Raw genomic sequence first — 25,970 nt, 5'->3', positions numbered from 1 at the left:
TCAATAATAGCAGAAATGCGACCAAAACGCCTTTTGTTGTAGTTAAAAGCGCAGTGAGTTACCTGCCGGACAAGGCCATCTTATCTTTCCGGTTTTTAAAAAATTGCAGAGCGAAAGATCAAATTTTAATTAACCTATGTTAAGACTTTAGTATTGAACAGCTATTGCTTAAAACTGATCACTACTTTAGTTTATTTATAATAATGAAGTATTGGAACAGCATAAAATAAATTATGGCACAAAGCATAATGGTCAATAAAATAAAAGTTCTTCTCTTATTTATCCTGTTTATATCGCATATCATAGCGAGTGCGCAACAAACCCCGGACCTCACGGTAAGTACAAAGAAGAATATTACGGAACGTGAATCCCGGACATTTAACTGGCATGATCTTTTCCGTATTCGCCGTACATCTGATCTGCAGTTAAGTCCTGACGGGCGATCTTTGATTTACACACGTCTGCAAACTGACAGCATAACTGATCGTAGTATCGCAACGGTCCGGATTATTAATACAGCGACCGGTAATGATCAGCCATTGTCAAAGGAACAACTGTTTTCTCCGCGCTGGTCACCTGATGGTTCACAGATCGCTTACCTGTCAACCACGTCGGGAACGACGGTATTAAAAATTGCAAAAATACAGCGACCGGATGCGGCCAACGTAACATTAGCGGAAAATGCCGAAGACATCAGCTGGTCGCCGGATGGAAAGTTTATTGCCTTTACAAAATTTATCAGGAATAGGCCGGATACGACCATCGCGCTGTTCGAAAAGCCAAAAGGAGCTCAATGGCCGGCAATGCCGAAGACCTATGAGCGTAAACATTTTTTCAGTGATGCCGGAGGAGAGATCGCACCTGGCGTTACACACATTTTCATCGTTCCTGCAGCCGGAGGAGAAGCCCGGCAAATAACTTTCGGAGAGTATTCTGAAAGAGGCAAACCACTATGGAGTAAAGACGGGCAAACGATCTATTTCATTTCCAGCCGGGTAAAAGAAAGGGAAATCAGTCTTTATACAGAAAGTTTGTTCAGCGTGAATATTGAGAACAAGACAGTAAAACGCCTGACCGAATTCCCTTACGCGGTCAGGGAGCCGGCCCTTTCGCCGGATGGAAAGACATTGGCGTTTCTTGGTACCCGTGAGCGATCGAAGGATTACGAAAAAGGCGAACTTTTCTTATTGGGGACCGATGGCCGCGACCTGAGATCGATCAGCAAAGACCTTGACCGCGAGATCGGTTATTTAGAATGGTCTGCTGATGGTAAGCAGATCGAGATCGTTTACGAAGACCACGGAGTCACCAACCTTAGCACCCTGGATCTGAACGGGCACATTAAAGTGCTTACAGATCATATCAATGAGCTGTCAAAATTTGCCGCGAACGGATCGGTCGCGGTCTCCCGGACCGATGGTGATCGTCCGGCAGAGATCATGCTGCGACTTAAAAATGGGAACATGAGAACCCTGACGCACTTAAATGACAGTTTGATCGACCAGGTGCGGACGGGCAAGGTCCGGAAATTCAAATTCAAGTCAAAACTTGACGGAGCAAACGTCGGAGCCTGGCTAACGCTGCCACCAGATCATGTTTCCGGACGCAGGTACCCGCTGATCGTTTCATTGCATGGCGGACCGCATGGGAATGACGGGCCTGCCTGGTCTTCAGAGGCCCAATTATTTGCGTCAGCGGGGTACATCGTCATGAAGGTCAATTACCGTGGATCCACATCGTACGGTTTTACATTTGCTGATCAGTCCCACGGTAATATTACCGGCCCTGCTTATGAGGACGTGATGAGTGCTACAGATGCAGTGATTGATGCGGGCCTTGCTGACAGCAGCAGATCATATGTGACAGGCGGATCTGCGGGAGGCCTGTTAACGGCGTGGATAGTCGGTAAGACCAGCCGTTTTAAAGCGGCCGCGGCCGTCAAGCCTGTGATCAATTATTTGTCACAAGCGTTGAGCAATGACCAATATGTGGCTAATTCCAGGTACATCTTCAAAAAAAATATATGGCAGGACCCACTGGCGTACTGGCAGCATTCACCGCTTTCACTTGCGGATCAGGTTACCACCCCGACACTTTTAATGGTCGGAGAGAACGACAGTAGGACACCTGTAAGTGAATCGCTTCAATTCTACCATGCCTTACAGCTCAGAGATATCCCGACAAAACTGGTCATTGTCCCGGGAGCCACCCACAGCTCATTAAGTTCATCAGCCGGTCAGCTGATCCAAAACACTTATATCATTCTGGATTGGTTCGCACGGTTTAAGGGAAACCCGGTAAAATAGCGGACATATCGGCGCTGCTTTCAATAATAAAACTGAATGAAACGTTCCACTTCATGATACATCCGGATGATCTTCGTCGCAGTCGATCCAGGGAACTTTTGAAATCGTAGCACTCAGGTTTAATATCGTACTGAAAACGATACCGGGTACACCGGCAGCCTTTGCCGCCCAGATAATATTTTTAGCCTGTCTGATCTCTGCATTAATATCGAAGCAGCCCAACTCGTAGTTCCAGGGTTGTGTCAAGCCGAAAATACCATCTGCTCCGTTAAAAGCAGCTTTAAGGGAATTCATATCCCGCAGGTCTGCCTTAACAATATGGGCACCCCGTACAGCGAGGCTGCGGGCCGCTGCCGATCCGGGATCTCGCGTCAGTGCGGTGACGGCGTATTTCTCCTGCATAAGCAGTTCGGTAACCACAGCGCCTCCCTGGTTTCCGGTTGCTCCGCATACGGTTATCTTTTGCTTGCTCATACCAAAATATTCGGGGGTAAATAATAACGACGCTTCACAGGGTCTCACCCCAGGAAAGCAGTTTATTTCCGGATCTCAAAAATACTGACAAGCGTCAGGTCGGGTCATGACATAGGTTAAGACTTTCTGAAAAATGAAGAGGGCTTTGATATCCCGTTCCGATCTTGGCCATTCTGCTGCACAACCTGGTGAAAATACCTTAGCTTTACGTTCAGTATTTTAAGGTCAGTTTGGGTATTATGTTCACAACATCACTTTTCGAATATTTCAGCAGCTATATCCCGCTCAGGCAAACCGAGCGGGATGCGCTTACTGAGCGGGTGATTGAAAAAACGGTCAGGAAAAAGGGCATGCTGCTAACTGCCGGAGAGGTTTGTGAACATTATTGTTTTGTAAAAAGCGGTCTCCTGAAAATGTATACGACTGATCCGGACGGGGCGGGGCATAATATACAATTTGCAGCTGAAGGCGACTGGATCACAGATAATTCAAGTTTTCATTCCTGTCAGCCAAGCCCGCTGAACATTGAGGCGTTGGAAAAGTCTATCGTGCTATCCATCGGTCGGAAAGAATTAATTTATCTCTTTCATCATTTTCCAAAGTTTGACCGGATATTCCGGGTGATCGTTGAAAATAAATACCAGGACCTGCAGGCCAGGATGCTGCAAAACATAAGTTTTACAGCAGACCAGCGCTATGAATCTTTTCTGAAAAGCAGCCCGGCCCTGGCTAACCGGCTGCCCAATACCGAGATCGCGTCATACCTGGGCATCACTCCTGAATTCCTGAGCAAGATCCGGCGCAAGCTCGTCGGTAAATAGCTATCGATATTTCATTTCTTAAACTTGTTCAAGGGTAGGTTTGCCGGGAGCATCGTTATTTTGCTTTAATAAAAAAGCGAAAGAAATGTCAGAAAATAAACAAACGGCAGAGATCAGTAAACTCATCGCTGCCTACACCGAAGCCATTAACAATGCCGACCATGATACCCTGACTGGCATGTTTTCAGAAAATGGCGTCCTGATGCCTCAGGGTGCGCCGGCAGTGACAGGCGGCCTGAATATCCTTGCGGCATACCAGAACATGCTGTCCGCATTTAAACTTCAGGTCAGCTATGAGATAGACGATATCGGCGGAGACGATAGGCTGGCCGTAGTACGGACCCATTCCACCGGGTCGTCGAAAATCAAGTCCAGCGGTACCGTTTTGCCGGTAAATAATAAGGAGATCTTTATTTTGGAAAATATGGCCGGCCAATGGAAGATCAACAGTTATATTTTTAATAATAATTCAAAGCCATAAACAACCATTTTTATGAAATACACGATTACCGGCTCAACCGGTAATATCAGCAAGCCGCTGACCCAAAAACTCCTGGATGCCGGCCACCAGGTGAGGATCATCACCAGCAGGGAATCACACATCGCTGAGATTGAAGCGCTTGGAGCTGAGACGCTGACAGGATCAATATTGGATACAGAATTCCTAAGCAAAGCGTTTGCAGGCGCTGACGCCGTTTATACTATGATACCGCCAAAAATGGATGCTGACAACTGGCAGCAATTTATTTATTCGGCGGGACGAAGTTCCATTGAAGCGGCCGTTCGGGCAGGGGTTAAAAAAATAGTTAACCTGAGCTCTATGGGTGCTCATTTAAAAAAGCGGCGGAGGGCTGGTAAGCCTATACCACCATGTGGAAGGATTATACAACCAGTTAAGTGCTGACGTTGTCCATCTCCGCCCGGGTTCCTTCTACACCAACCTGTTCGGCAATATCAGCATGATCAAACACTTGGGGGTTTTGGGCAACAATTATGGTGGTGTCATTCTACCATGGCGCATCCAGAAGATATTGCACAGGCAGCCTTTGAAGAACTTTCTGAATTGGCCTTTACCGGGAAAAGCGTCCGTTATGTAGTGAGCGACGAAAGGAAAATCTCGGATATAGCAGCGATCATCGGAAAAGCGATCGGCAAGCCTGACCTGAAGTGGGCTACTTTTACAGACAAAGAGGCATTCGAAGGCATGGTCGGTGCTGGCTTAGGGGAAGATGTGGCCCGTAACCTGGTTGATATGGGAAAGGCCGTTGCTGACGGCAGATCCAGAGAAGATTATGACCGCCACAAGCCGGCGTTCGGAAAGGTCAAACTGGAAGACTTTGCGCGCGATTTTGCCAAAGTTTACGCCCATGAATAGCCAGAGTGTTTCCTAAACCATTCCATAAATATGAAAGTTCAAAAAGTCAGGTTTTGATATCTCAAAGTCTTAACCATTGTTAAGACTTTGAGATATTTTAGTTTTTAAGGAGCACTGATATTGATATTAGTAGAAAGACACAGCCGGAACATGAAAAAAATATTGTTGCTTTCCACATTTCTGATGAATTTTCTTTCCGGGTCCGGACAGGAAAGCCCTAAACAGCATTTAAAACCTGCCGACCTTTTTGCCCTGGAAAAGGCTGCAGATGTGCAGATAAGTCCCGATGGCAATTCCGCCGTCTACGTCAGGATAACGCCGGATGCGATGACAGACCGGTTATCCCGTCATATTTGGCTGATCAATGTAAATACCAAAAGGCAGGAACAGCTTTTACCCGCCGAAAGCTTTCAGCCAAGGTGGTCGCCTGATGGAAAATATCTTTCCTTTATCTCCAATAACACACTTATGGTAATGGAGATCAAAAACCGAAAGACACATATCGTTACCAAATTAGAGCATGGTGCGGGAAAAATGGCCTGGTCACCTGATGGTCGTATGATCGCTTTTTCAGGTTTTGTTCCGTTATCAGATGCTCATAAGGTACCGAAATTTGACCATTTGATCCGGCCTGAAAGAGCAAATTGGGCAGAACCCCTTAGATATATAGACAGTATTTACTGGGAAGCAGATGGTGCCGGATATATTGAGAAGGGGTACAATCAAATATTCAAGATAGCGATTACCGGCGGAAAGCCAAAGCAACTGACCGATGGCCGTTATAATGAAAATGATGATTTCTGCTGGATGCCAGATGGCAGCGCCATCGTATACAGCGCCAATCATATGAAGGATGCTTCAATTAATCCTGTAAATTCAGAGATATTCAAGATCGACCTTGCGAGTGGCCGTGTCAGCCAGCTTACCAGCCGTTCCGGGCCTGACCAGTCACCGGCTGTTTCGCCCGACGGCAAATGGATCGCCTATTTAGGGTATGACGAAACTTTTAAGTCTTTCACCGCGCCTGGTTTATACCTGATGTCTGCTGATGGCAGCAATAGAAAAGAAATCCTTACCGGCTTTGACCGGGAGCCACAGCATCCGGTGTGGTCAGCTGATGGCAAAAACATTTACTTTTCCTTCGATGATAATGGCAATACCTGCTTAGCATCGGTCAGGCCCGGTCTCAAACCGGTCATCATTTATACCGGATTAGGCGGGGACCGTGAATTTTCTGTTTCCAGGGATGGCAGATTTTGTTTTGAGGATGATGAGCCCACCCGCCCGCCTGAGGTTTCTGTCTATCAAAACAACAAAAAGTCTACACTTGTGCGGATCAGTGACAGCCTGATGCGTCAGCGCTTAACAGGGAGCGTAAGAAAGCTTAATTTGAGATCTAATTACGACGGGCAAGCGGTCAGCGCCTGGATGGTCACTCCGCCCGGGTATGAACCGGGGAAACGCTGTCCTGCGATACTCTATATACATGGCGGACCTTACGGAAGTTATGGGAAAGAGTTTTCAGCGGACTTTCAGTTGCTGGCAGCGGCAGGATATGTGGTTATTTACGGCAACCCGCGCGGCTCTACCTCTTACGGCCAGGGTTATGCAGATCAGATAGCCATCAATTTCCTTCGCACGATTATGATGACCTCATGAGCATGGTTGACGAGGCTATCAGGGCAGGGTTCGCGGATCCGGAACGGCTATTTGTAATAGGAGGTTCAGCAGGCGGGCTGCTGACTGCATGGATAGTGGGCAAAACGAACCGGTTCAAAGCCGCTGTAGCACAAAACCTGTTATAAACTGGATCAGTCACGATCTGGCTACAGACCAATTCAACGGGATCCGTTACAATTTTTCCAAGATGCCGTGGGAAGATCCTTTGGGCTACTGGCAGCGGTCGCCGCTGTCACTGGACGGTAATGTACAGACCCCTATTATGCTCCTGGTAGGCGATGCCGATAAGCGTACTCCGGTAAGTGAATCCGCCCAGTTCTACCGGGCATTAAAGTTACGCGGCGTCCCTGCTGCACTGGTCATCGTGCCCGGAGCAAGCCACGAGGGGCTTGCCCGAAGGCCTTCCCAGCACGCGGCAGAGATGGGGGTAATACTGGAATGGTTTGAAAAGTTCGGAGGGGTGAAGCGCTGAAGCTTTAAGCTATTTTTTCATCTATGCGGTTTCCTCCCGAGGCCTCAAGCAATTTTATCCGGCTCAGTGACTCGGGCTTGATGCCAAGATAGGATGCAATGTGATATTGCGATACAAGCTGTTCGATCCCGGGATAGTTGCTGAGCATATCCTCCATTCGTTCATTCGCTGAAAGTTTCAAGAATGATATTTCCCGCTTGCACTTTCGTATAAGAAAAAATTCTCCGACATATTTGCTGAACCTAAGCCAGTTTGTATCCTCTTGTATCAATGTATTCAGTTGCTCCAGGGATAAACAGTAAATTTCCACATCGGTCAGTGCCTGGATCGAATGCTCGGTAGGCAATCGTGTCACCACACTGGAATAAGCGCTTACAAAATAATTTTCAAAGTAAAAATCCGTATTATGCTCGGCGGCTTTTCCCTGGACATAGGAGCGCATCAGGCCTGAATTAATAAAACCTATATAGTTACAAACAGATCCGGCTTTTATGAAGTGATCTTTTTTTTCGATCGTTTTCAATTGTGCTGTTTGTATAAACGTTTGGTAATGTGATTCTTTCAAACCCATTTGCCCGGTAAAGATTTCTTTGAGTACTGTCATTGATCATATGTTAGATATTTCCGCCGCCGCCCGGCACCATTGGTATCCGGTTTTAATCCCGAAGGTAAATAAAGGATATATTCTAAATGATATCATAGCACATTTCTTAACTTATGTTAAGTTTTTTGTCTTAACGAAACTCCGAAAAAGCAGCACATAAGACTAAATAAGTGATCCCGGTCGTAACGATGTGCGCTCGATCTAAAGTCTTAACGTAGGTCAACACTTTGAAATTTATTAATCGAGATATTTGAATTTGCGCCTTTTATGGCTGCAAGTAATAAGCCTATGGAAAAGCAAAAGACTTTCGTTTTAGTTCACGGATCATGGCAGGGAAATTTTGCCTGGGAAATAATTAAACTTAAGCTGGCTCAGAGCGGCCACGAAGTTATAAATATCGAGCTTCCCGGGCATGGTGCGGAAAGAGGGTTTTCTGGAAATCTGACGATGACTGATTACCGGGACTCGGTCATCAGTCAATTGATGCGTATCGATGGACAGGCAATCCTTGTTGGTCATAGTATGGGCGGGATGGTCATTTCAGCAGTCGCCGAATCCATTCCTGTCAAAATTGAAAAGCTCGTATTTCTTGCGGCATTCGTTCCGGCCAATGGCGACTCGCTATTGAAACTGGCCATGCAGGACACCGAATCATTGGTCATGAAAAAAGTTGTTTTATCTGAGGATCAATCGGTGCTGCGATTTGACCAGAAGGACCTGGCAGAAATATTTATTCAGGATGCGAAGCATTTTGCTGACTTGTTTATAACACAATACCAAGACGAACCTGCTGAACCGAACAGAACCGCACTTACCCTGACCGCTGAAAGATTCGGCGCAATACCCAAATATTATATTTATACGCTGCACGATAATGCAATCAGCATTAATCGTCAACAGGAAATGGCAAAATTTGCCGGAATAAAAAAAACCTACGAATTAAGCAGCGGGCATACCCCGCAACTTTCCAAACCAGATGAACTAACGCACATACTGTTATCTATTGCTGGTAATTATTAACAGGTGATACGGAATCGTGATTGCCCTGCATTTACTTATAGTCCTTCTGGCTTTGGTAATCGTTATCTAGAAAAACTGTTTCAGTATCTTTTCTTTCAATGGTCAGGTTTACACTCCTGTCCGTTTTGGGACGGGTTGAGTGGGCTGTTTTACCGGGGATAGTAAGACACATACCAGGGGATAGCTCAAAAACTTGCTGATCAGTTTCTATGATCACGATACCTTCAACCCCGATAAATATCTCATCTGAATTGGGATGAACATGCCTTGGGTAGCGTTCGGTCATAACAGCAAGCCTGACGATATGGTCATTGACCGCACCGATCAATTCATTATGATTATTTAACTCATATGTTTCGCCTAATTTTTGAAAATCCAGCAGATCGATCATTTCCGGCATTTTTTAAACAGTCAATTGTAATAGAATTAAATCCTAATAGTATTTAATAAGTAAGCCCGGCTTTAAAAAGGACTCCAATCAAATATCTATATTTTATAAAGCGCAATGGTGGCAATACAACATTTCCATCTTGATCGTGCGAATATCTATATAATATTTTAAGAATGCGGATTTATACTAAACCCTTAACATACATCAAGGGATAAGCGTATTCAAGATCCGAAATTTGTTATAAGGAATTTGTCCAGATCTTTGAAAAACAATTAACTACCTTTCATGAAAACAGAAAAAACGATTGGCGTCGGCATCATTGGCGCGAGCGAGGGAAGCTGGGCTGTGCGCAGCCATCTGCCTGCTTTAAAAATGCTTGATAAACACTTTACCGTTACCGCAGTCAGTACCCGCAATGCTGAAACCGCCCGGAAAACTGCAGATCAATTCGGGATCCCGGGGGCTTTCTCTAATGCCGACGACCTCATAAATAACCCCGATGTCGACCTGGTAGTGGTTGCGGTGAAGGTATCAGGCCATGCCGAACTGGTTGAAAAGGTATTAGCTGCAGGAAAAATGGTTTATTGCGAATGGCCGCTCGGGAACGGACTGAAAGAATCAAAAAAACTTAGGGATGATGCAAACACCAGAAATGTCAGGACCTTCTGCGGACTACAGTCGACCAGCCTTCCCGAACTCCGGTTTCTCAAAGCTTGGCTTGGTGAAGGAAACTTGGGAAAGGTACTTGCCACTACGGTCACCGGCGGCGGGAACAACTGGGGCACAATGCTGCCGGATGAATCCCTTGGTTACCTGATTGACCCGGCGAATGGAGCGACCATGCTGCACATTCCTTTCGCACATCTTCTTGATGGATTGCAGTACTGCATTGGAGGGGTTTCATTGTGTTCGGCTTTCCTGGCAAGAACGAACAGCGAGGTTGCAATTACAGGCACTAATAAAATTATCCCGCAGCTGACCAACGATCAGAGTGTTGCGAACGCTATTCTCGCAGACAGAGTGGTTGCAGTCATCTATTTTCACGGAGGGGAATATGGAGGAGAAAATCTCAGATGGGAAATCTACGGTACAAAGGGTAAGTTAACGATAACATCACCTACCGGCCACCTGCAGTTCGGTAAGCTACAAATGGCGGTAACTTTCGGTAGTCAAAAGCCGGAAACACTGAGTATTCCCTCGGAATTTGATCCGGAGGACGGAGGTATCCCGGGTTATGAAGCCGAACCTTCCCGCGGCCTGTATTATGCTTACCGTCAGATCGCTGAAGATATCTGTTCACGTGACGTAACCTATCCCAACTTTGCATACGCGGTTAAACACCATGAACTTATTGCATCGATAGAACAACGGGCGCTGCGCCCGGAAAGCCTCAGAGCTGATATTTCAAGATCTTAGAATCCGTCAGGTTTAATACATTGATCATACTTGTTTAAAGAAAATTGGCCAGCGTAAGCCGACAATAAACTAATAAAAATGAAAAAGTTTTTTTTAAGTCGTTTAATTTTAATTACCGCCATTCTGATACCCGCGGTTGAGAGTTACAGCCAAAGCCCTGCGAATACGGATATAAGGCTTTATGCCCTCGACGGGGGCCATCTGTATTTTAAAAATATGGGAATTTTTTACGACACCGGCGAACACGAGAATGAGCCCGGAGAAATGGCAGTGCCCTGTTACCTCATCAAACATGGCAAGGACTGGCTTCTTTGGGACACGGGCAACGGGGACGCTATCGCCAGCCAGCCGGCGGGTGTTAAAAAACTGGGCATCCAGTTCACTGTAAATAAAACGCTTGTTTCCCAGCTCAAACAGCTTGGGCTTAAACCTTCGGATATCAGGTATGTAGCACTTTCCCACCTGCATCCTGACCATTCAGGCAATATTGCGTTGTTTCCGACGGCTAATTTCCTTATTTCAAAAAATGAAATGAAATGGGCTTTTTCATTGCCAACCCCGTCAAGCGTCCAGCGTAAACTGATCGAACCCCTTAAGTCGGCAAAGGTCATCACCCTGGAAGGTGATACCGATCTGTTTGGTGACGGATCATTGAGGATCATCCGTACACCAGGGCACACACCTGGCCACCAGTCACTGCTCCTTAAGCTTGCCGGAGCCGGTAATGTAATGATCACGGGTGATCTTTATCATACTAAAGAGACCTACGAGAAAAAGCTGGTTGATGCCGGAAATTATAGCCGTTCTGATGAACTGGCCTCATTCGACCGGTTTGACAAGCTTGTGAGAAACCTGAAGGCGAGGGTCATTTTGCAGCATTCCCCTGAAGATTTTTCCACTCTCCCGCTTTTCCCCAAATATCTTGAATAGTTGTGGGCATAATTTCTTTTATTCCCATTAGACGGGCCGGGGCCTGCAAACCTTGCCGTTTATCCGGCTATGGCAGACATCGAAAAATAAGCCACTTATTGTTGCATTTTATCGTCTTTATATCCGCAGCCGCTTCTGCACAGGACCCGAAACTCCCGGGTGTAAATTTTGGTTTGACAAATCTGCAGGCGGGGAAAGCCAAACCACCCGGACTTTATTATCTGCAGCATATCCAGATGTTCCAGCCTTCAGGTAATACAAACAGCGAAGGCAAGGCAGTTTCCGGATCGCCGTTGACCAGCTATACACTTTCGCTGCAGCAGCTGATGTATATCAGCCGTGTACGCGTTTTAAAAAGCTACCTTGGTTTTAATTTACTGGTTCCCCTGGTCAGAAATAGCAGCGCAAACGAATTTAAGCAAAGCATCAACCCTAATCCGTTGGGCGATGCCGCGCTCGGGGTATTTTTGCAATGGTATGACCAGCATATCGGAAAGCTACCTGTATCTTTTCAGTTAGGGGGCAATTTGGTAGCCCCAACGGGGTCTTTTTATCACCGCTATGACATAAACCCGGGAACGAATAGGTACCGTTTTATTGCACATTTCGAGTTCACTGCAGAGCCACTTGACCGATTTGCAGTTAGTGTAAAAAATAATTTCTATTTCTATACCAGACAGATTGATCAGCCGGACAGACCCGGTCCCGCTTACAACCTGAATTATGCTTTGGAGCTCAAGTTATCGGACAAGATAACCTTGGAAGCGGCCGGTTATTATCTTGCCCAGCTGGGTGAGGACAGTTATAATGGCGACAACCGTTATTACCAGCATCAAATTGGTATCAATGATACCCGGGAAAATATTCTCGGGATAGGCCCGGGAATCGGTATTGCCGGAGCCGGAAAATCTTCTATGGAGATCAAATGCTTTTGGGAGAGCGAAGCAAAAAACAGGCCGAAAGGATTCAGGATGACGATCTTGCTGGGCCTTCCGCTCTGAAACTTACATCTAAGAAAATAATAGAAGACCATGGGCCCGAATGATAAAAATATCCTTATTTATGGATACAATGCCAAAGGTTCGTGCCAGCTTATTAGCTGGCGAATAAAAACTATTTTACGTTATTATAAAATATGAATAAACAGGAACTTAAAACGCTTGCTACAGAACTGGAAAACCAGCGTTGTGCAGCAATGGAAACAGGTGATTTAGACGAGTTAAAAAAATACTTTTCAAAAGACCTTTTTTATGGCCATGCCGGTGGATTTGCTGATAATTTTGATTCATTTCTTGAACGTTTGAATTCCGGTTCTGCAAAGTACAATCAGGTTACTGTTAAAGTAGATGATGTGATCGAACTTGGGGAAACAGCATTTACTTTAAATGGCAAAGTTTATGTGGAGGCCGAGATCAATTCTTTACCCGTAATCTTACATTGCGTTTATGCAGGGGTTTGGAAACAGGAAGATTCCCAGTGGAGGTTTGTTATGCACCAAAGTGCCAGATTACCTCAATAAATATTTCAGGCTGTTATGTTAAAGGTCATGGGAGGCTTGCTGGAAACCGCCTATCCTGTGATACATAGCTTAGTGCGGCTTGGCAGATTTAAAAGTCAAATATGGATATGGAGTTGGGGCGGTCGCGTAACAGGAATTAAAACAGGGAGGCATCATCAAATATCCTTAACACTAAAGTACCTCCGAAGGGACGTACCATGTGAATGACTTGGAAGAAACAATGTACGATTTCATAAATTCATGGCTGAATGAAAATATTTTCCAAACCCTGGCATTACAATAATTTTTTCAGGATCCTGTACTATGACCAACGTCAACGAACAGCGGTTCCAGAATTTCCCGGTGGGTTTCTCCCCAGCGTGCGGCTACCTCAATGACCGGAATAAGAGTTTCGCCCAGAGATGTCAAGCTGTATTCAACTTTTTTTGTTTTTTGATCATAAACTTTTTTGTTGATAATGCCATGGCTGACCAACTGGCTCAAGTGAGAATCCAGTAATCGCCTTGAAGCTCTTGCTATCTGCCGATGTAATTCGGCAGGACGATTAATACCGGAATGAATACTCCATATCAGATCGATCTTCCATTTCCCATTCATAATTTCCATAAAAAGGTGCAGGCCGCAGGATAATTCTAAAGGTAGTTTTCTGTTATACATGCGGACAAATTTAAGTCATTTGAGCGTCCTATGTTATACGGCTGAATTTAGCCCTTATTGATACAGTATAGTAATTGTTCGATTTTGGCTAAATGAAATATCAACTTTTTGGAAAACATACCGGATTGCCGGTTAGCCAAATTATATTAGGTGCCGCAAATTTTGGCGCGCGGAAGGGATACGGTGCTTCAGCTGAAGAAATACCTGCAATTTTAGGTACCTATGCCGATGCAGGAGGCAACTTTATAGATATTTCCGATCGGTATCAATTAGGTGAAGCAGAAGAAAAAGTCGGGGAGTTTATTAAATCACAGCGGAACAACTTTGTTGTTTGTTCAAAATATACGAGAAGTAGTGAGTCCGATCCTAAACCTGCGAATCTCGGTAATCATCGGAAATCGATGCAACAGGCGGTAGATGGTAGTCTGAGACGGTTGCAAACAGATTACATAGATATCTATATGCCACATTACGACGATGGGCTGACGCCATTGGAGGAGATAGCGCGCGGTTTAGAAGACCTTGTAAAAGCAGGAAAAGTATTATACACGGGTTTGGCCAATTTTCCGGCCTGGAAAGCAAGTATGGTTGCCCAAATGGTGCCTTTAGCCGCCTTACAAATAGAATATAACCTGACCCAGCGTACCGCTGAGCGTGAGTTGCTACCCATGGCCGGTCATTTAGGCATTGGAACGATGTTTTATTCGCCTTTAGCGGGCGGGCTGCTGACCGGTAAATATCGGCATGGTGAAACCGGCAGGCTTCTGCGATCCAGAGACGATGTTGTCCGTGAAGACGAAACCACACACGGTATCTTAAACAAATTGGAGACAATTGCCACCGAAACGCATTCAACCTCCGGTCAGGTAGCTCTTGCCTGGACGTTCGATCGTGGCGGCTTTCCTATTATAGGGGCCCGCAAAATAAACCATTTGTCAGAAGCCCTTAATGCTTTGGAACTAAAATTGACCGATGAGCATATCAGCGAACTTAACGTATTAAGTGAAATTTCGCTTGGCTATCCACATGATCTTCTTAAAACAGTTCAGATATCCTATTAACTAAAGGTCGTTCATAGGTATTTACTATGAATAAATCGAGATTTTATTTGTCTAAGACTGCCGTAAGCATTAGTAAAATGAGAACATTAAAGAATACCCGCGAATCTTATTTTATTTCTATAGTGTTCCCGCCGGACATTCGGATTAACCGTGTTTGAGGTTTGAAAAGCAATCTTGACAGAGCGATCTTTTGAATAGATTAACTACTTTTAAAATGAAATCTTGCCTACAGCTTTGAAATAGGGTAATCAGTGATGACATTTCTGGCCCCCGGCCAGATATTAGCGCCCATCCGGCACCACCCAAGTTCGGGGTGGCTTTTATATGTTCACACCGATTTTTTGAGAGGCCAGCCGTTAGTGCGTTTTTTAAAAGCAAGACAGGCCAGACACTTTTAGCTATCGGGAAAGTTTCCGGATTCTTTAAAAAGTATGGTTTTGATATAATATAAACCGTCCGATTACTATTATATGATCCTTAAAAGTTTTCTAAGCAACTTATCTATCTGAAATGTTGTCGACGCACAGGATTATACAAATCTTAACAATTGTTATTTTTCATCCGAAAAAAGTTAAGGAGTTTTGAATCCGCTGTTATCACCAGGGAAACTTAACATGCTTAATTTAAAGCTTAAGATAATTGATTTGAGAGTTTATGAATTTTTAAATCAAAATGTAATTGAGAAATACCTGGCGCAAATATTATTTTATGTATAAAGTTCCTCAGGTTAAAAAGTTTAATTACGATCGTCCTGCTGGCTGATGCTCTTACTTTTTTATTCATTAAAAATTAATTATGGCATGACAACGAAAAAAACAACGTCTCCTAAAAAGTTACCAAGACCTAAAATAATAAATGTTGAGGGTTTAAATATTCTATATTATGACCAGGGTAAGGGAGAAACTATACTTCTTCTTCACGGCTGGCCGCAAACTGCTTACACATGGCGTTTTATTTTCCCGGAATTAACGAAACGATACCGTGTAATTGCACCTGATCTGCCCGGAACCGGCGGCAGCGACTCAGCTAATGGTTATGATACCAGGTCTGTAGCCGGGCTGTTCGCCCGTTTCCTTAACGCTTTGGATACAGGGCCCGTACATTTTGTGGGCCACGATATAGGCGCGTGGATCGCGACATCGTTTGCTTTATACCATGAATCACAATTGAAGAGCCTCACGGTAATCGATGCAGGTATTCCTGGGTTTATGCCTGAAAGTGTTTTTTTTCCTCAAAACGCAGCTAAAGTCTGGCAATTTTATTTCCATGCCATAGAGGGTATGCCGGAACTGCTGACAAGGGGTAAGGAAAAGGATTATCTGGGATGGTATTTTACAACAAAATCATTTGTAAAAAACGCGATCAGCGAAAGCGACCGGAAAATTTACGTTAAGGGTTTTCTCAAAAAAAAGGGGTTTGAATATTACCGCGCTTTTGTTGAAAGCGCAGAATTAAACATGGCGGCTGAAAAAAAAATCGAGGTGCCCGCCCTTGCGATAGGTGCACAATATGCGATCGGGGACGGCATAGGTATTGCAATGGCAAAGATCACTGACTATCTGACAGCTGTGAACATACCGGATTGCGGACATTACGTGCCGGAAGAGCAGCCGTTTGAACTATTGAATTTACTTACAGACCACTTTAAAAGAGTGACCGGTTAACAAAAAGGTTGCGCAAATAATATGGTTTAAGAAGATCTGTGTTTTTAAATTTAAACTCTTAACATAGATCAATTTACATCGGCGTCCTTAAATAGTAACTTGCGTTCTTTTTAATCGCAAAACTTCTAACATCAACCAAATGGAATTTCAACAAAAAAAAGACTTGATTTATCATGCCTATTCCGCGTTTAATGCCCGGGATATAGATGCCATTTTAAAGGTCATGCATCCAGATATCAAATGGTCGAGAGCCTGGGAGGGCGATTATGCAAAAGGGCGCGATGAAGTCAGCGCCTACTGGCAAAGACAATGGAAAGAAATTAACCCGAGAGTAACGCCTGTTGCATTTCATGAACGGGAAAATGGCTTACTTGAAGTTGAGGTTGACCAATTAGTAAAGGATCTCGAAGGCAAGGTAATGTTTGACGGAAAAGTAAAACATATTTACACGATCGACAACGGTTTGCTTTGCCAAATGGATATAGAACAGGCCTGAAAGTGTAACAACCACATTTACCAATTCTTTTAATATACATCGTTATGAAAAATGGAAAAAATAATGTAGCGGGAACCTGGCTAATGGTGTCCGCGCAGTTTGACCCGGGCGGTAAAAATGTCCCAATTTACGGCCCTAATGCTAAAGGTTTGCTCATCTTTACAGAAGACCTCTATTTCACAGACATAATCACCGATTTGGATATCCCAAAGTTTGCTTCCAATGACCGTCTGAATGGCACCCCGGAGGAATATGAAGCCGTGGCTACACGTTCGTTTGGTGTATACGGCACCTATACCGTTGATGAAGAAGGGGATTTTTTTAATGAACATTTGATAGCAGGGTCATTTCCGAACTGGAATGATACCCGTCGCGACCGCAGCCAGAACAGGATCGTTGTTTACGGCGATGAATTAAAAGAACAATTAACCCTCGATGACGGATCGGAAGCTTTATTCATATGGAAAAGGGCGACCTAAGTAAACGCTGTTGAACTGATGGCAGCTTAAAGCTGATAAACATGGTGAAACATTCAACTGTCTCACCATTTTTTTTCATTACCCTCCAATGCCAAAAAATCCCATCAAAACTACAGGTCTTAGCAAATATCAATTTCGATGAGCAATTAAATTATAAACTTTGAAAGATTCTGCCGGCTGTGGAAGCACTATGGTTTACTCAAATCGATAACGCCTTGCGGTTTTCAGTTTTGGAAATGTAAAATCTTTTGAAATTAAAATAATTATGGCTAAAACTGCATTGATCACCGGAGCCAATTCAGGCATTGGATACGAACTTACAAAGTTACTGCTTCAAAGAAATGGGAGGTAATTGCGCTGAAACGGTCAGGGTATCCTGAAAATTATCCGGAGATTTTCAGCGCTATAGGTAATAGATCCCTTCGCATTTATCAAACTGAGATAAGTGACTTTAGTAAAATAAAAATATCTCTGAATGAGATCAGAAAAAAAGAAGATCATATAGACGTTCTATCCAATAACGCTGGTTCAATGGCCGGAACGCTCAATTTAAGGCACAGGGACGGGAACTGGATTTTTAAGTTAATACAGCAGCACCCTACATCCTTCTGCAGGAGCTTAAGGCCCTCCTTCACAAAGGTGATTTTAAAACGATCATTAACACTTCGTCAAATGCAGCATTGGAGGTCAGGAATTTCGATCCCGAAAAGCTGGAAAAACCCGAAACCTTTAAAAATCTTTTCGGGCCATATGCCGCCTCAAAATTATCGCTTTCATTATGGAGAGCTGAAGCCGCAAACACATTAAAGGAAGAAGGGTTGCTGATAAGAAGCGTGGATCCAGGGGCGACCCAAACGCCGCTAAGTAAAAGCAGCGGCATGCCCTGGTTTATTTAACTATTACACCCTTTTTTGTTTTCTTCGGCAATCACTTGCGCAAACCGCTTATAAGAGGCTGCTTTTGGGCCATTACGAGATCAAACTGGGTTGTATCTCATTAAAGGTAAGCCGACAACGCTAAATTCAGGGACAAGAGTCCTGCGATTCTTGCCATTGTTGACACGATTTACAGGCAGGAATTTTTGAGTTGATCAACTGCACAAAAACATCACAGCTATTAGGGTTGACCCAGATATGCCATATCGCATAAAATGCCTTGATTCACCAGTGCGTCGATATCTTGGCTTTGGGTCACATCCAGCTTGATAAGGTCAATATTGCTTATCCCGGTCAACTCGTTCTCATTTTCCGGGCTACGCATCGTAGCAATTACTTTCCATCCATTTTTTGCGAATAGAACTGCCGTCGCTTTTCCTAAACCTGAAGAGGCTCCTGTAATTAATGTCGTTTTTATATAGTTGTGATTTGATATTTGAAAGGTCTTCAACTACCCATCGGAGTGTTTATCCGGATTGGTATAAGGTGTGTTCAAATTGGTGGATACTAATAGAAGCATTTCCTCAAACAAGGAAAGAATATCATTGATGCGCGTCAGTTAAAGGGCAAGCGGGTATCGTGAATTAATGGCTCGGTTAAGTGGGCTAGACGTTCTTGAATTTTAAATATTGAAAGCTTTTTAATACAGAAATAGCGTTTTAGTACTTCTTGTCAAAAAGCATCGAACCAAGTATTAGCTTCCAAAAGTTTGATTTTCAAAATTTTATATACAAAGCTTATTATTTTACCCATTATAGTCACCCCGGATGTACTCGAACCCAAAAGTGTCCCTACCTTCTTTAAACGCAGTTTTTTAAATTATCAAAAATACAAAACGGCCTTTATAATAGTGCAAAGGCCGTTTGTGCACCTGATGGTACAGAATTCGAACCAATTTCTTAAGGAGTTGGCTATTTTAAGCGAGTTAGCTTCATTATAAATATGGCAAGATGGTATGCTTTTTAATCAATTATAGATTGATCAATATACAAAAACCATCCTTAAAGTTTGATCTGTTGAATTCGTACCGCATTCAATATAGCGAGCAGCGCCACACCCACATCCGCGATAACCGCTTCCCAAAGATTCGCTACGCCCCCTGCGCCTAAAATAAGCACGATCACTTTTACTGTCATAGCCAGGACAATATTTTGCCATACTACCTGTTTGGTTATTTTCCCGGCTTTGATAGCGGTGACTATCCTGGACGGCTGATCGTTCTGTATGACAATATCAGCTGTTTCGATGGTCGCATCGCTTCCTAATCCGCCCATGGCAATTCCCGCATCAGCTAATGCCACAACCGGGGCATCGTTGACACCGTCCCCTACAAAGGCAATACGTTTTCCTGTGTCCTTGAACTGCTGAACGTGCTGCACTTTGCCCTCGGGCAGCAAGCCACCGAATGCTTTATCAATACTAAGCATTTGTGCAACTTTGTTGACCACGGCCTGCTTATCACCTGAGAGCATGACAGTTTGTATCCCCAGATCGTGCATTTCTCTGATGGCCGTCACCGCATCCTCCTTGATCTCATCGGCGATGGTGAGGTAACCTGCATACTCATGGTTCACGGCCACTACAACCACGGTGTCCACCAGTTCGTCCACAGAAGCGGGATAACTAATGCTATCTTTTCTTAGCAATTTTGTATTGCCTGCCAGTACGACCTTACCATCTACTGTTCCTTTAAGTCCATGCCCAGCTACTTCCTCAACGTTTTCGGCTTTGAGGATTTTAATATTACGCTCTGCATATTTAACAATAGCTTTGGCAATGGGGTGTGTAGAGTTATTTTCAATCGCAGCGGTAAGACTGATCAGATCCTGCTGGTCAATGTCAGCAGTTACTACCTCCTGTACCTTGAACACGCCTTTTGTCAGGGTGCCGGTTTTATCCATAATGACCATATCGATGCTCGTTAAGATGTCCAGAAAATTCGACCCTTTAAACAAAATACCATTTCGGGACGCCAGCCCGATGCCACCGAAATATCCCAATGGTATGGATACGACCAGCGCGCAAGGACAACTGATCACCAGGAACACCAACGCCCGGTAGAACCACTGATGAAAGCTGTAATCTTCAGTAAAATAGTACGGAGCAAAACAGACCAGCAGAGCGAGTGCAAAAACAATAGGTGTATAGATCCTGGCAAACCGGCTGATAAAAAGCTGCGTCTGGGACTTTCGTGCCGTAGCATCCTGAACCATCTCCAGGATACGACTAAGTTTACTATCCTTGAATAACGCTTTTACCTGGATTTGGCTAACCCTATCCAGGTTGATCATCCCCGCCAGAACTTTCTCTCCTTTCCTTTTCGTGTCGGGCTTACTTTCGCCGGTCAATGCCGCGGTATTAAAGCTGGCTGTATCCGAATACATCTCACCGTCCAGCGCTACTTTTTCTCCGGCCTTTACTTCAATGATTTCATCCACTTGTACTTCCCTTGGGTTAACAGTGGTTTGCTGTCCGTTACGGATAACAGTCACCTCCTCCGGGCGAATGTCCAGCAAAGCTTTAATGCTTCTTTTGGCTCTATCTACGGCAGCATCCTGAAACCATTCGCCTATGGAATAAAATACCATTACCGCTACGCCTTCGCTGTAGGATCCGATGCTGAAGGCGCCAATAGTTGCAACACTCATCAGGAAGAATTCATTGAAAAAATCCAGATGCTTGGCTTTACGCCAGGCCATCCCGATTACATTATACCCTGACAGGGCAAAGGCGATCAAGTAAATTGCAAGATTAAAAGGGAATGCGGGTACCCAGCCAAATCCATATTCCAATACCAGCATCAATGTCAGAATGAACAATGCACCGAGCAATGGCCAATGTGCGCGCCAATTTCCATCCGCATGTTCAGGTTGCAATGCCGAATGATCATGGTGCTGTTTTGAACTTGGCGTATGCTGATCGATCTTTCGTTCTTCGTCGTTCATTGGTGCTGATTCTTAAGATTTGATTTTGCAAGTTATAAATATCTAATTCTTTATGACCGGAAATGGGAATTGATGCGGGGTATTTGTCATATTACAACTTTATATTTCGTAGTCGTAAAGCATTGACAATTACAGAAACTGAGCTCAGACTCATGGCTAGCGCCGCGATCATGGGCGACAGCAGCCAGCCGGTAAGAGGGTATAACAGTCCGGCTGCTATGGGTATACCTACTACATTATAACCCAATGCGAAGAACAGGTTCTCCCTAATGTTCCGCATCACCCAATGGCTCAGTGCACGCGATTTTGCGATACCTTGCAGGTCGCCCTTGACCAGCGTGATGGCAGCGCTTTCGATAGCGACATCGGTCCCTGTTCCCATCGCGATGCCGATATCCGCCTGCGAAAGCGCCGGTGCATCGTTGATGCCATCGCCGGCCATGGCTACCTTTTTTCCCTGGTCCTGTAATTTTTTGATATAGTCCAGTTTATTTTCCGGCAGCATTTGCGCCTCAAAACCGTCAAGCCCCAGTTCACCGGCCACGGCGGCTGCGGTCTGCGGGTTGTCGCCGGTCAGCATAATGACCTGCAACCCTTCTTTTTGTAAAGCCGTGATCGCTTCTTTACTCGTTTCTTTGATCTTATCACTGATGACCACAAAGCCAATGGCCTCATGACCATAAGCCAGATAGGATACGGTTTTGCCTGAACTTTGTTCCTTTGCAGCCGTTTCCCGCAAGTTGTCCGGCAATGCCATACTTAACTGCTCCAGCAGCTTACTGTTACCGAGTGCTGCCTGTTTTCCGTTCAACTGGCCGGTAACACCCTTACCGGTAACCGCTTCAAAGCCTGTAACCGGCAATAAAGTAGTTTCTTTTTCCTTTGCATACCGCGCGGTTGCTTGTGCCAAGGGATGCTCGCTGGCACTGTTCAGCGAGGCAATATATTGCAGCACCCCGGCTTCCGGAGCGCTTTCTGCCGCTATTACCTTTTCCACGGACGGCTTACCTTCAGTAAGTGTCCCGGTTTTATCTACGATTAGCAAATCTATTGCGTTCATCTTTTCCAGCGACTCCGCGTTTTTGATCAGTATACCATTCTGCGCACCTTTACCGACGCCGACCATAATGGACATAGGCGTAGCCAATCCCAAGGCACAGGGGCAGGCGATGATCAGTACCGCCAGGGCATTCACAAACGCATAAACGTAGCGCGGTTCCGGACCCCATATTCCCCAGATGACGGCGGTCACCACAGCGATGCCAATCACTGCCGGTACAAAATAGCCGGAGATCCGGTCAGCCGTTTTTTGAATAGGTGCCTTGGAACGGCTGGCCTTGTTCACCATATCAACGATTTGTGAGAGCAGGGTATCGGCACCTACTTTTTCCGCTTTCATCACAAAGGTTTTATTGCCATTGATGGTGCCGGCAACTACCTGGTCGCCTGGGCGTTTGCTTACAGGTAAAGGTTCCCCCGTGATCATGGATTCATCGATGGATGTTTCGCCATTATCGATACGGCCATCCACCGGTATCTTTTCACCGGGCTTTACCCTTAAGAGATCGCCTGACTGAACCCGGTCGATACTGACCGTTTCTTCCTGACCGTTATTAATACGGGTGGCCTGGTTTGGTGCCAATTTCAATAATTCTTTAATTGCTGTATTTGTTCGTGAATGTGCACGTGCCTCCAGCACCTGCCCAACCAGCACCAGGGTAAGGATTACAGTGGCCGCCTCGAAGTAAACATACACCGCCCCATCCATCTTAAAACGTTCCGGGAAAAAACCGGGGAACAGTAAAGCGACCACGCTGAAGAGCCATGCGGCACCGGCACCAATACCGATTAGCGTAAACATATTGAAGTGGCGTGTCATGATAGACTGCCATGCCCGCTGAAAGAATATCCAGGCGGCATAGAAAACGACAGGAAGCGATAATACCAACTGTACCCAGCTCCAGGCTGTTTTACTCAGCAGATGGTGAAGCGGGTTGCCCGGGATCATATCAGCCATGGCGATCAGGAAAATGGGCAGCGTGAAAACGATTGCTATCTTCAACTTCCGCACCAGCAACAGGTATCCCTGCTCTTCTTCATCACTCCCCGTTGGCTGTAGCGGCACCATGTCCATACCGCATATGGGGCAGGCGCCAGGCTGATTCTTTATAATCTCCGGGTGCATGGGGCAGGTATACTGTGCCTGTTGTTTTGCCTCCGGCTTTTTCACCAGCGCCATACCGCATACCGGGCAGTTACCTGGCTTTTCATAAGTCTTCTCCCCCTCGCAATGCATCGGGCAATAATAGTTGCCTTTACTATCTTCAGCATTACTGTTTACGTGCTGATCATGATGATGGTGCTCCTTCGGATATACTTGGTCATGCGCGTGTGGATTTTCTTGAGTATGGGTATCTACAGCAATGGTATAATTGCCCACAGCGGATAATGCCTTTTGCAGTTCCTGCGTAGGTATGTGCTGCTCCATCGTAATGGTTGCGACGGGCGGATCGAGTGTTACCGTGGCGGTAATGCCGTCAATACGGTTGAGCGCCTGCTCCACTTTCGTTCGGCAGCCGTCGCAGGACATACCGGCAATATGATAGTGATGGATCATTTGATGTTTTTCCATGTTGTTCTCTGTAGTTTAATAATTTCGCGAAAGGCCAATGCCGTAGCCCATATTGCTGTCATAATGCGTCCTTACGCCCAGGCTACGGGTTAAGATATAACGCAGTTTGGCCATAAATATTTATCGGTATTGACCATAAACCCGGCTCGTAATCGCTTCTTTAAGGGAATGTCTTCCCGCATGAGTTTATCAATTGTCCGCGGCGCTCGACAAGCGCTATTATCATCGGATCGATCGGGTAGAGGTATTCCAGTTATCTGCAAAAGATCCGGATGGTCGTAGATGACCCAACGGAGACGCTGGAAGACTTTCTCTATCTGGAAAAGTAAATTGCGGAGGCGTCGACCGCGGTACGAAGAGGTCGCTCTACCTACACTTTGCCGGGAAATGACCGCCGAAAGGCGGTTGCAGGCCAGGCCGAGCAAGGATATCCGCTACCACCACGAAGAGGACCGGGCCTCCCTATTGCTAGATAAAACTGTTGCGGCATTGTTTGATCAACCTGATCACCGATGCGATCAAATACTCCCCTGAAAACTCGGCGATCGATCTGACTACCCGTTTTACCGGGAACGATTGCGAGCTTAGTATTGCTGACCACGGCATGGGCATTCCTGCAGCAGACCAGGCGGGCTTGTTCGAGCCTTTCTTCAGGGCGCATAATGTCATAGCGATCAAGGCTACCGGTCTGAGCCTGAATATCGTCAAACATTATACGGAGCTCATGCATGGGCATATCAGCTTCGAAAGCAAGGAGCTCAGGGCAGCAACCTTCAAACTTACTTTCCCGGCTTATTGGGCGAATAAAGGATACATGCGAATATTTCCATATTTTCTCACTTCCCAGAAACGCTCATAACTGGCATTATTGCGAAGGTAATTACGATATTTATCTCAACAGTCATGTTTCGTTAAATCGGATAACATGGTATTTGCCTCGAAACCCTTGAAAAATCGCTTAATATTTGATGCTTGATAAACGATGATGAATATGGGTAGACCGGTTACTGAACGGCCAGTTGATTATCCAGTTTTTTCGGCTTCAATGCCTGAAGTTCATTTATTAATGGCTGTACCTGATTTTTTGCGATGGATCCACGTAGGACCACCACGCCACCCGCAACGTCTGCCTGCACTCCCTGATACTTACTGACTACCGATTGCACCGCTGTGCGTAATGTCAAATCAGTTTCAACTGATTTTGTGATCGTATTTTCTACACTTTTTACACCTGCAACGGCTTTTGTTTTTCGTGTAGCGAGTGAGTCGCAATTTTCCCCGTTACAGTTTCCCTCCAGTTTAACAACTCCATCTTTCACTGTTGCTTTAACATCCTTCAGCCCGGCCTCGCTTTGAAGTTCTTTTTTAACGTTTGTTTGAATGTTTTGATCGTCAGGACCGCCGCATGAGGTAATTACACCCATACCTAAGCCAATTGTTAAAACCGCAAGTGATCTGGTCAAGTTATTTTGTTTCATAAGTAAATGATAGTTATGGGATCAATAAATAATTAATTAAAAACTTTAGTGGTTAATACCACTTGCGAACCCGGGTATGGAATATTGCTTTTATCTTCAGCCGTTACAAATACCCGTTCAGGTTTAAAGGGCGTTACAGCATGCAAAAGTCCCTCCAAACCGCTGGAGAAAAATCCACTTGAACTGTTAAGCCTTCCCAGGTTCTTTAAGCCATTGCTTTTGGTTTCCATCCACACGACATAAACTTCTTTAGGAGGCTGAAGCCTGGATGGTTCTGCCAGGCGCTTAACCATGACGTCAACCGTATAATTCTGATTATCGTCTTTGGATATTTTGATGTGTCCCTCGGCAGCAGGTACGACCCCTGAAGTAATAAAATTTACCCGTTTGGAACAGGAAACCAGGAACATTAAACATAATATATATGCTAAGCCTGAAGCCTGTTTTATTAATTTTCTTTTCATTGCTATATTAAAAGGACGGTAAAGACTGCGCTATCATTAGTGCCCATGCTTATAGGTCGAACCTCTGAGCTGACAAATAGTTTTACATTGCGTTTGATTATAGCATTTTAGGTATAAAATATATTCCTGCTTTTTCTTGCCTTATCAAAAT

At 45.0% G+C, this 25,970-nt stretch carries 26 protein-coding genes and 1 pseudogene; 17 read left to right on the top strand and 10 right to left on the bottom strand.

Going from position 1 to position 25,970, the window contains the following annotated elements; translation table 11 throughout:
* The first annotated feature begins 233 nt into the window (after window positions 1–233).
* Window positions 234–2,306 (top strand): S9 family peptidase, encoded by a 2,073-nt coding sequence (locus ACFQZX_RS17600; protein ID WP_377117853.1) that lies wholly within the window; start codon window positions 234–236, stop codon window positions 2,304–2,306.
* Between the two features lie 51 nt (window positions 2,307–2,357).
* Here the strand turns inward: ACFQZX_RS17600 and ACFQZX_RS17595 are convergent, their stop codons facing one another.
* Window positions 2,358–2,780 (bottom strand): NmrA family NAD(P)-binding protein, encoded by a 423-nt coding sequence (locus tag ACFQZX_RS17595; RefSeq protein WP_377117851.1) that lies wholly within the window; start codon window positions 2,778–2,780, stop codon window positions 2,358–2,360.
* Window positions 2,781–3,019: 239 nt separating this feature from the next.
* Between ACFQZX_RS17595 and ACFQZX_RS17590 the strand changes: the two genes are divergently transcribed.
* From ACFQZX_RS17590 to ACFQZX_RS17565, 6 genes and pseudogenes are all read left to right on the top strand, one after another.
* Entirely contained in the window at window positions 3,020–3,601 is a 582-nt protein-coding gene (locus ACFQZX_RS17590) for a Crp/Fnr family transcriptional regulator (protein ID WP_377117849.1), read from the top strand.
* 85 nt (window positions 3,602–3,686) lie between these two features.
* Window positions 3,687–4,082, top strand: a complete 396-nt coding sequence (locus ACFQZX_RS17585; RefSeq protein ID WP_377117847.1) for a YybH family protein — start codon at window positions 3,687–3,689, stop codon at window positions 4,080–4,082.
* 12 nt (window positions 4,083–4,094) lie between these two features.
* A complete protein-coding gene (locus tag ACFQZX_RS17580; RefSeq protein WP_377117845.1) occupies window positions 4,095–4,505 on the top strand; it encodes an SDR family oxidoreductase in 411 nt (136 codons plus the stop codon).
* Window positions 4,506–4,613: 108 nt separating this feature from the next.
* Window positions 4,614–4,976: a hypothetical protein gene (locus ACFQZX_RS17575; protein WP_377117842.1), complete on the top strand. Its 363-nt coding sequence runs from the start codon at window positions 4,614–4,616 to the stop codon at window positions 4,974–4,976.
* A 150-nt stretch (window positions 4,977–5,126) separates the two neighbouring features.
* Window positions 5,127–6,635, top strand: a complete 1,509-nt coding sequence (locus ACFQZX_RS17570) for a S9 family peptidase (RefSeq protein ID WP_377117840.1) — start codon at window positions 5,127–5,129, stop codon at window positions 6,633–6,635.
* Window positions 6,632–7,128: pseudogene (locus ACFQZX_RS17565) on the top strand (prolyl oligopeptidase family serine peptidase). The gene ACFQZX_RS17570 and the pseudogene ACFQZX_RS17565 overlap by 4 nt, the downstream one beginning before the upstream one ends.
* Window positions 7,129–7,132: 4 nt before the next feature.
* On the opposite strand, the gene ACFQZX_RS17560 reads toward ACFQZX_RS17565, so the two are convergent.
* Complete coding sequence (locus tag ACFQZX_RS17560) at window positions 7,133–7,732, bottom strand: Crp/Fnr family transcriptional regulator (RefSeq protein WP_377117838.1); 600 nt, start codon at window positions 7,730–7,732, stop codon at window positions 7,133–7,135.
* 288 nt (window positions 7,733–8,020) lie between these two features.
* On the opposite strand from ACFQZX_RS17560, the gene ACFQZX_RS17555 reads away from it, so the two are divergent.
* A complete protein-coding gene (locus ACFQZX_RS17555; RefSeq protein ID WP_377117836.1) occupies window positions 8,021–8,752 on the top strand; it encodes an alpha/beta fold hydrolase in 732 nt (243 codons plus the stop codon).
* A 31-nt stretch (window positions 8,753–8,783) separates the two neighbouring features.
* Here the strand turns inward: ACFQZX_RS17555 and ACFQZX_RS17550 are convergent, their stop codons facing one another.
* Window positions 8,784–9,143 (bottom strand): cupin domain-containing protein, encoded by a 360-nt coding sequence (locus ACFQZX_RS17550; protein ID WP_377117834.1) that lies wholly within the window; start codon window positions 9,141–9,143, stop codon window positions 8,784–8,786.
* Between the two features lie 285 nt (window positions 9,144–9,428).
* On the opposite strand from ACFQZX_RS17550, the gene ACFQZX_RS17545 reads away from it, so the two are divergent.
* The 4 genes from ACFQZX_RS17545 to ACFQZX_RS17530 all read left to right on the top strand — a co-directional run bounded on the left by ACFQZX_RS17545 (window position 9,429) and on the right by ACFQZX_RS17530 (window position 13,008).
* Complete coding sequence (locus ACFQZX_RS17545) at window positions 9,429–10,559, top strand: Gfo/Idh/MocA family protein (protein WP_377117832.1); 1,131 nt, start codon at window positions 9,429–9,431, stop codon at window positions 10,557–10,559.
* A gap of 78 nt (window positions 10,560–10,637) precedes the next feature.
* Window positions 10,638–11,489 (top strand): N-acyl homoserine lactonase family protein, encoded by an 852-nt coding sequence (locus ACFQZX_RS17540; protein ID WP_377117830.1) that lies wholly within the window; start codon window positions 10,638–10,640, stop codon window positions 11,487–11,489.
* A gap of 101 nt (window positions 11,490–11,590) precedes the next feature.
* Window positions 11,591–12,490: a SphA family protein gene (locus ACFQZX_RS17535; RefSeq protein ID WP_377117828.1), complete on the top strand. Its 900-nt coding sequence runs from the start codon at window positions 11,591–11,593 to the stop codon at window positions 12,488–12,490.
* Between the two features lie 134 nt (window positions 12,491–12,624).
* Entirely contained in the window at window positions 12,625–13,008 is a 384-nt protein-coding gene (locus tag ACFQZX_RS17530) for a nuclear transport factor 2 family protein (protein ID WP_377117826.1), read from the top strand.
* Window positions 13,009–13,296: 288 nt separating this feature from the next.
* Here ACFQZX_RS17530 and ACFQZX_RS17525 read toward each other — a convergent pair whose 3' ends face one another.
* A complete protein-coding gene (locus ACFQZX_RS17525) occupies window positions 13,297–13,665 on the bottom strand; it encodes a winged helix-turn-helix transcriptional regulator (protein ID WP_377117824.1) in 369 nt (122 codons plus the stop codon).
* 92 nt (window positions 13,666–13,757) lie between these two features.
* Here ACFQZX_RS17525 and ACFQZX_RS17520 point away from each other — a divergent pair, with 92 nt between their 5' ends.
* From ACFQZX_RS17520 to ACFQZX_RS17505, 4 genes are all read left to right on the top strand, one after another.
* Window positions 13,758–14,726, top strand: coding sequence for an aldo/keto reductase (locus ACFQZX_RS17520; protein ID WP_377117822.1), 969 nt, complete (start codon window positions 13,758–13,760; stop codon window positions 14,724–14,726).
* An 800-nt stretch (window positions 14,727–15,526) separates the two neighbouring features.
* Window positions 15,527–16,390, top strand: coding sequence for an alpha/beta fold hydrolase (locus ACFQZX_RS17515; protein ID WP_377117820.1), 864 nt, complete (start codon window positions 15,527–15,529; stop codon window positions 16,388–16,390).
* A gap of 139 nt (window positions 16,391–16,529) precedes the next feature.
* Window positions 16,530–16,886 carry a nuclear transport factor 2 family protein gene (locus ACFQZX_RS17510; protein ID WP_377117818.1) on the top strand — a complete coding sequence of 119 codons (357 nt, stop codon included), beginning with the start codon at window positions 16,530–16,532 and terminating at the stop codon, window positions 16,884–16,886.
* A 44-nt stretch (window positions 16,887–16,930) separates the two neighbouring features.
* Window positions 16,931–17,365 (top strand): lipocalin-like domain-containing protein, encoded by a 435-nt coding sequence (locus tag ACFQZX_RS17505; RefSeq protein ID WP_377117816.1) that lies wholly within the window; start codon window positions 16,931–16,933, stop codon window positions 17,363–17,365.
* Window positions 17,366–17,996: 631 nt separating this feature from the next.
* On the opposite strand, the gene ACFQZX_RS17500 is transcribed toward ACFQZX_RS17505, so the two are convergent.
* The 4 genes from ACFQZX_RS17500 to ACFQZX_RS17485 all read right to left on the bottom strand — a co-directional run bounded on the left by ACFQZX_RS17500 (window position 17,997) and on the right by ACFQZX_RS17485 (window position 23,877).
* Window positions 17,997–18,245, bottom strand: coding sequence for a hypothetical protein (locus tag ACFQZX_RS17500; RefSeq protein WP_377117814.1), 249 nt, complete (start codon window positions 18,243–18,245; stop codon window positions 17,997–17,999).
* Between the two features lie 236 nt (window positions 18,246–18,481).
* Window positions 18,482–18,751, bottom strand: a complete 270-nt coding sequence (locus ACFQZX_RS17495; RefSeq protein WP_377117812.1) for an SDR family NAD(P)-dependent oxidoreductase — start codon at window positions 18,749–18,751, stop codon at window positions 18,482–18,484.
* A 550-nt stretch (window positions 18,752–19,301) separates the two neighbouring features.
* A complete protein-coding gene (locus tag ACFQZX_RS17490; RefSeq protein WP_377117810.1) occupies window positions 19,302–21,245 on the bottom strand; it encodes a heavy metal translocating P-type ATPase in 1,944 nt (647 codons plus the stop codon).
* 91 nt (window positions 21,246–21,336) lie between these two features.
* Window positions 21,337–23,877 (bottom strand): heavy metal translocating P-type ATPase, encoded by a 2,541-nt coding sequence (locus ACFQZX_RS17485; protein ID WP_377117808.1) that lies wholly within the window; start codon window positions 23,875–23,877, stop codon window positions 21,337–21,339.
* Window positions 23,878–24,358: 481 nt separating this feature from the next.
* Here ACFQZX_RS17485 and ACFQZX_RS17480 point away from each other — a divergent pair, with 481 nt between their 5' ends.
* Entirely contained in the window at window positions 24,359–24,736 is a 378-nt protein-coding gene (locus tag ACFQZX_RS17480; RefSeq protein WP_377117806.1) for a sensor histidine kinase, read from the top strand.
* A gap of 145 nt (window positions 24,737–24,881) precedes the next feature.
* Here ACFQZX_RS17480 and ACFQZX_RS17475 read toward each other — a convergent pair whose 3' ends face one another.
* Together ACFQZX_RS17475 and ACFQZX_RS17470 are read right to left on the bottom strand one after the other, a co-directional pair.
* On the bottom strand, window positions 24,882–25,355 hold the full coding sequence (locus tag ACFQZX_RS17475; RefSeq protein WP_377117804.1) for a BON domain-containing protein: 474 nt from the start codon (window positions 25,353–25,355) through the stop codon (window positions 24,882–24,884).
* Window positions 25,356–25,387: 32 nt separating this feature from the next.
* Window positions 25,388–25,819 (bottom strand): hypothetical protein, encoded by a 432-nt coding sequence (locus tag ACFQZX_RS17470; protein WP_377117802.1) that lies wholly within the window; start codon window positions 25,817–25,819, stop codon window positions 25,388–25,390.
* Between the last annotated feature and the right edge of the window lie 151 nt (window positions 25,820–25,970).

Source organism: Mucilaginibacter litoreus, from assembly GCF_042676805.1.
Lineage (GTDB): Bacteria > Bacteroidota > Bacteroidia > Sphingobacteriales > Sphingobacteriaceae > Mucilaginibacter > Mucilaginibacter litoreus.
This window is presented reverse-complemented; position numbering and strand designations above follow the sequence as displayed.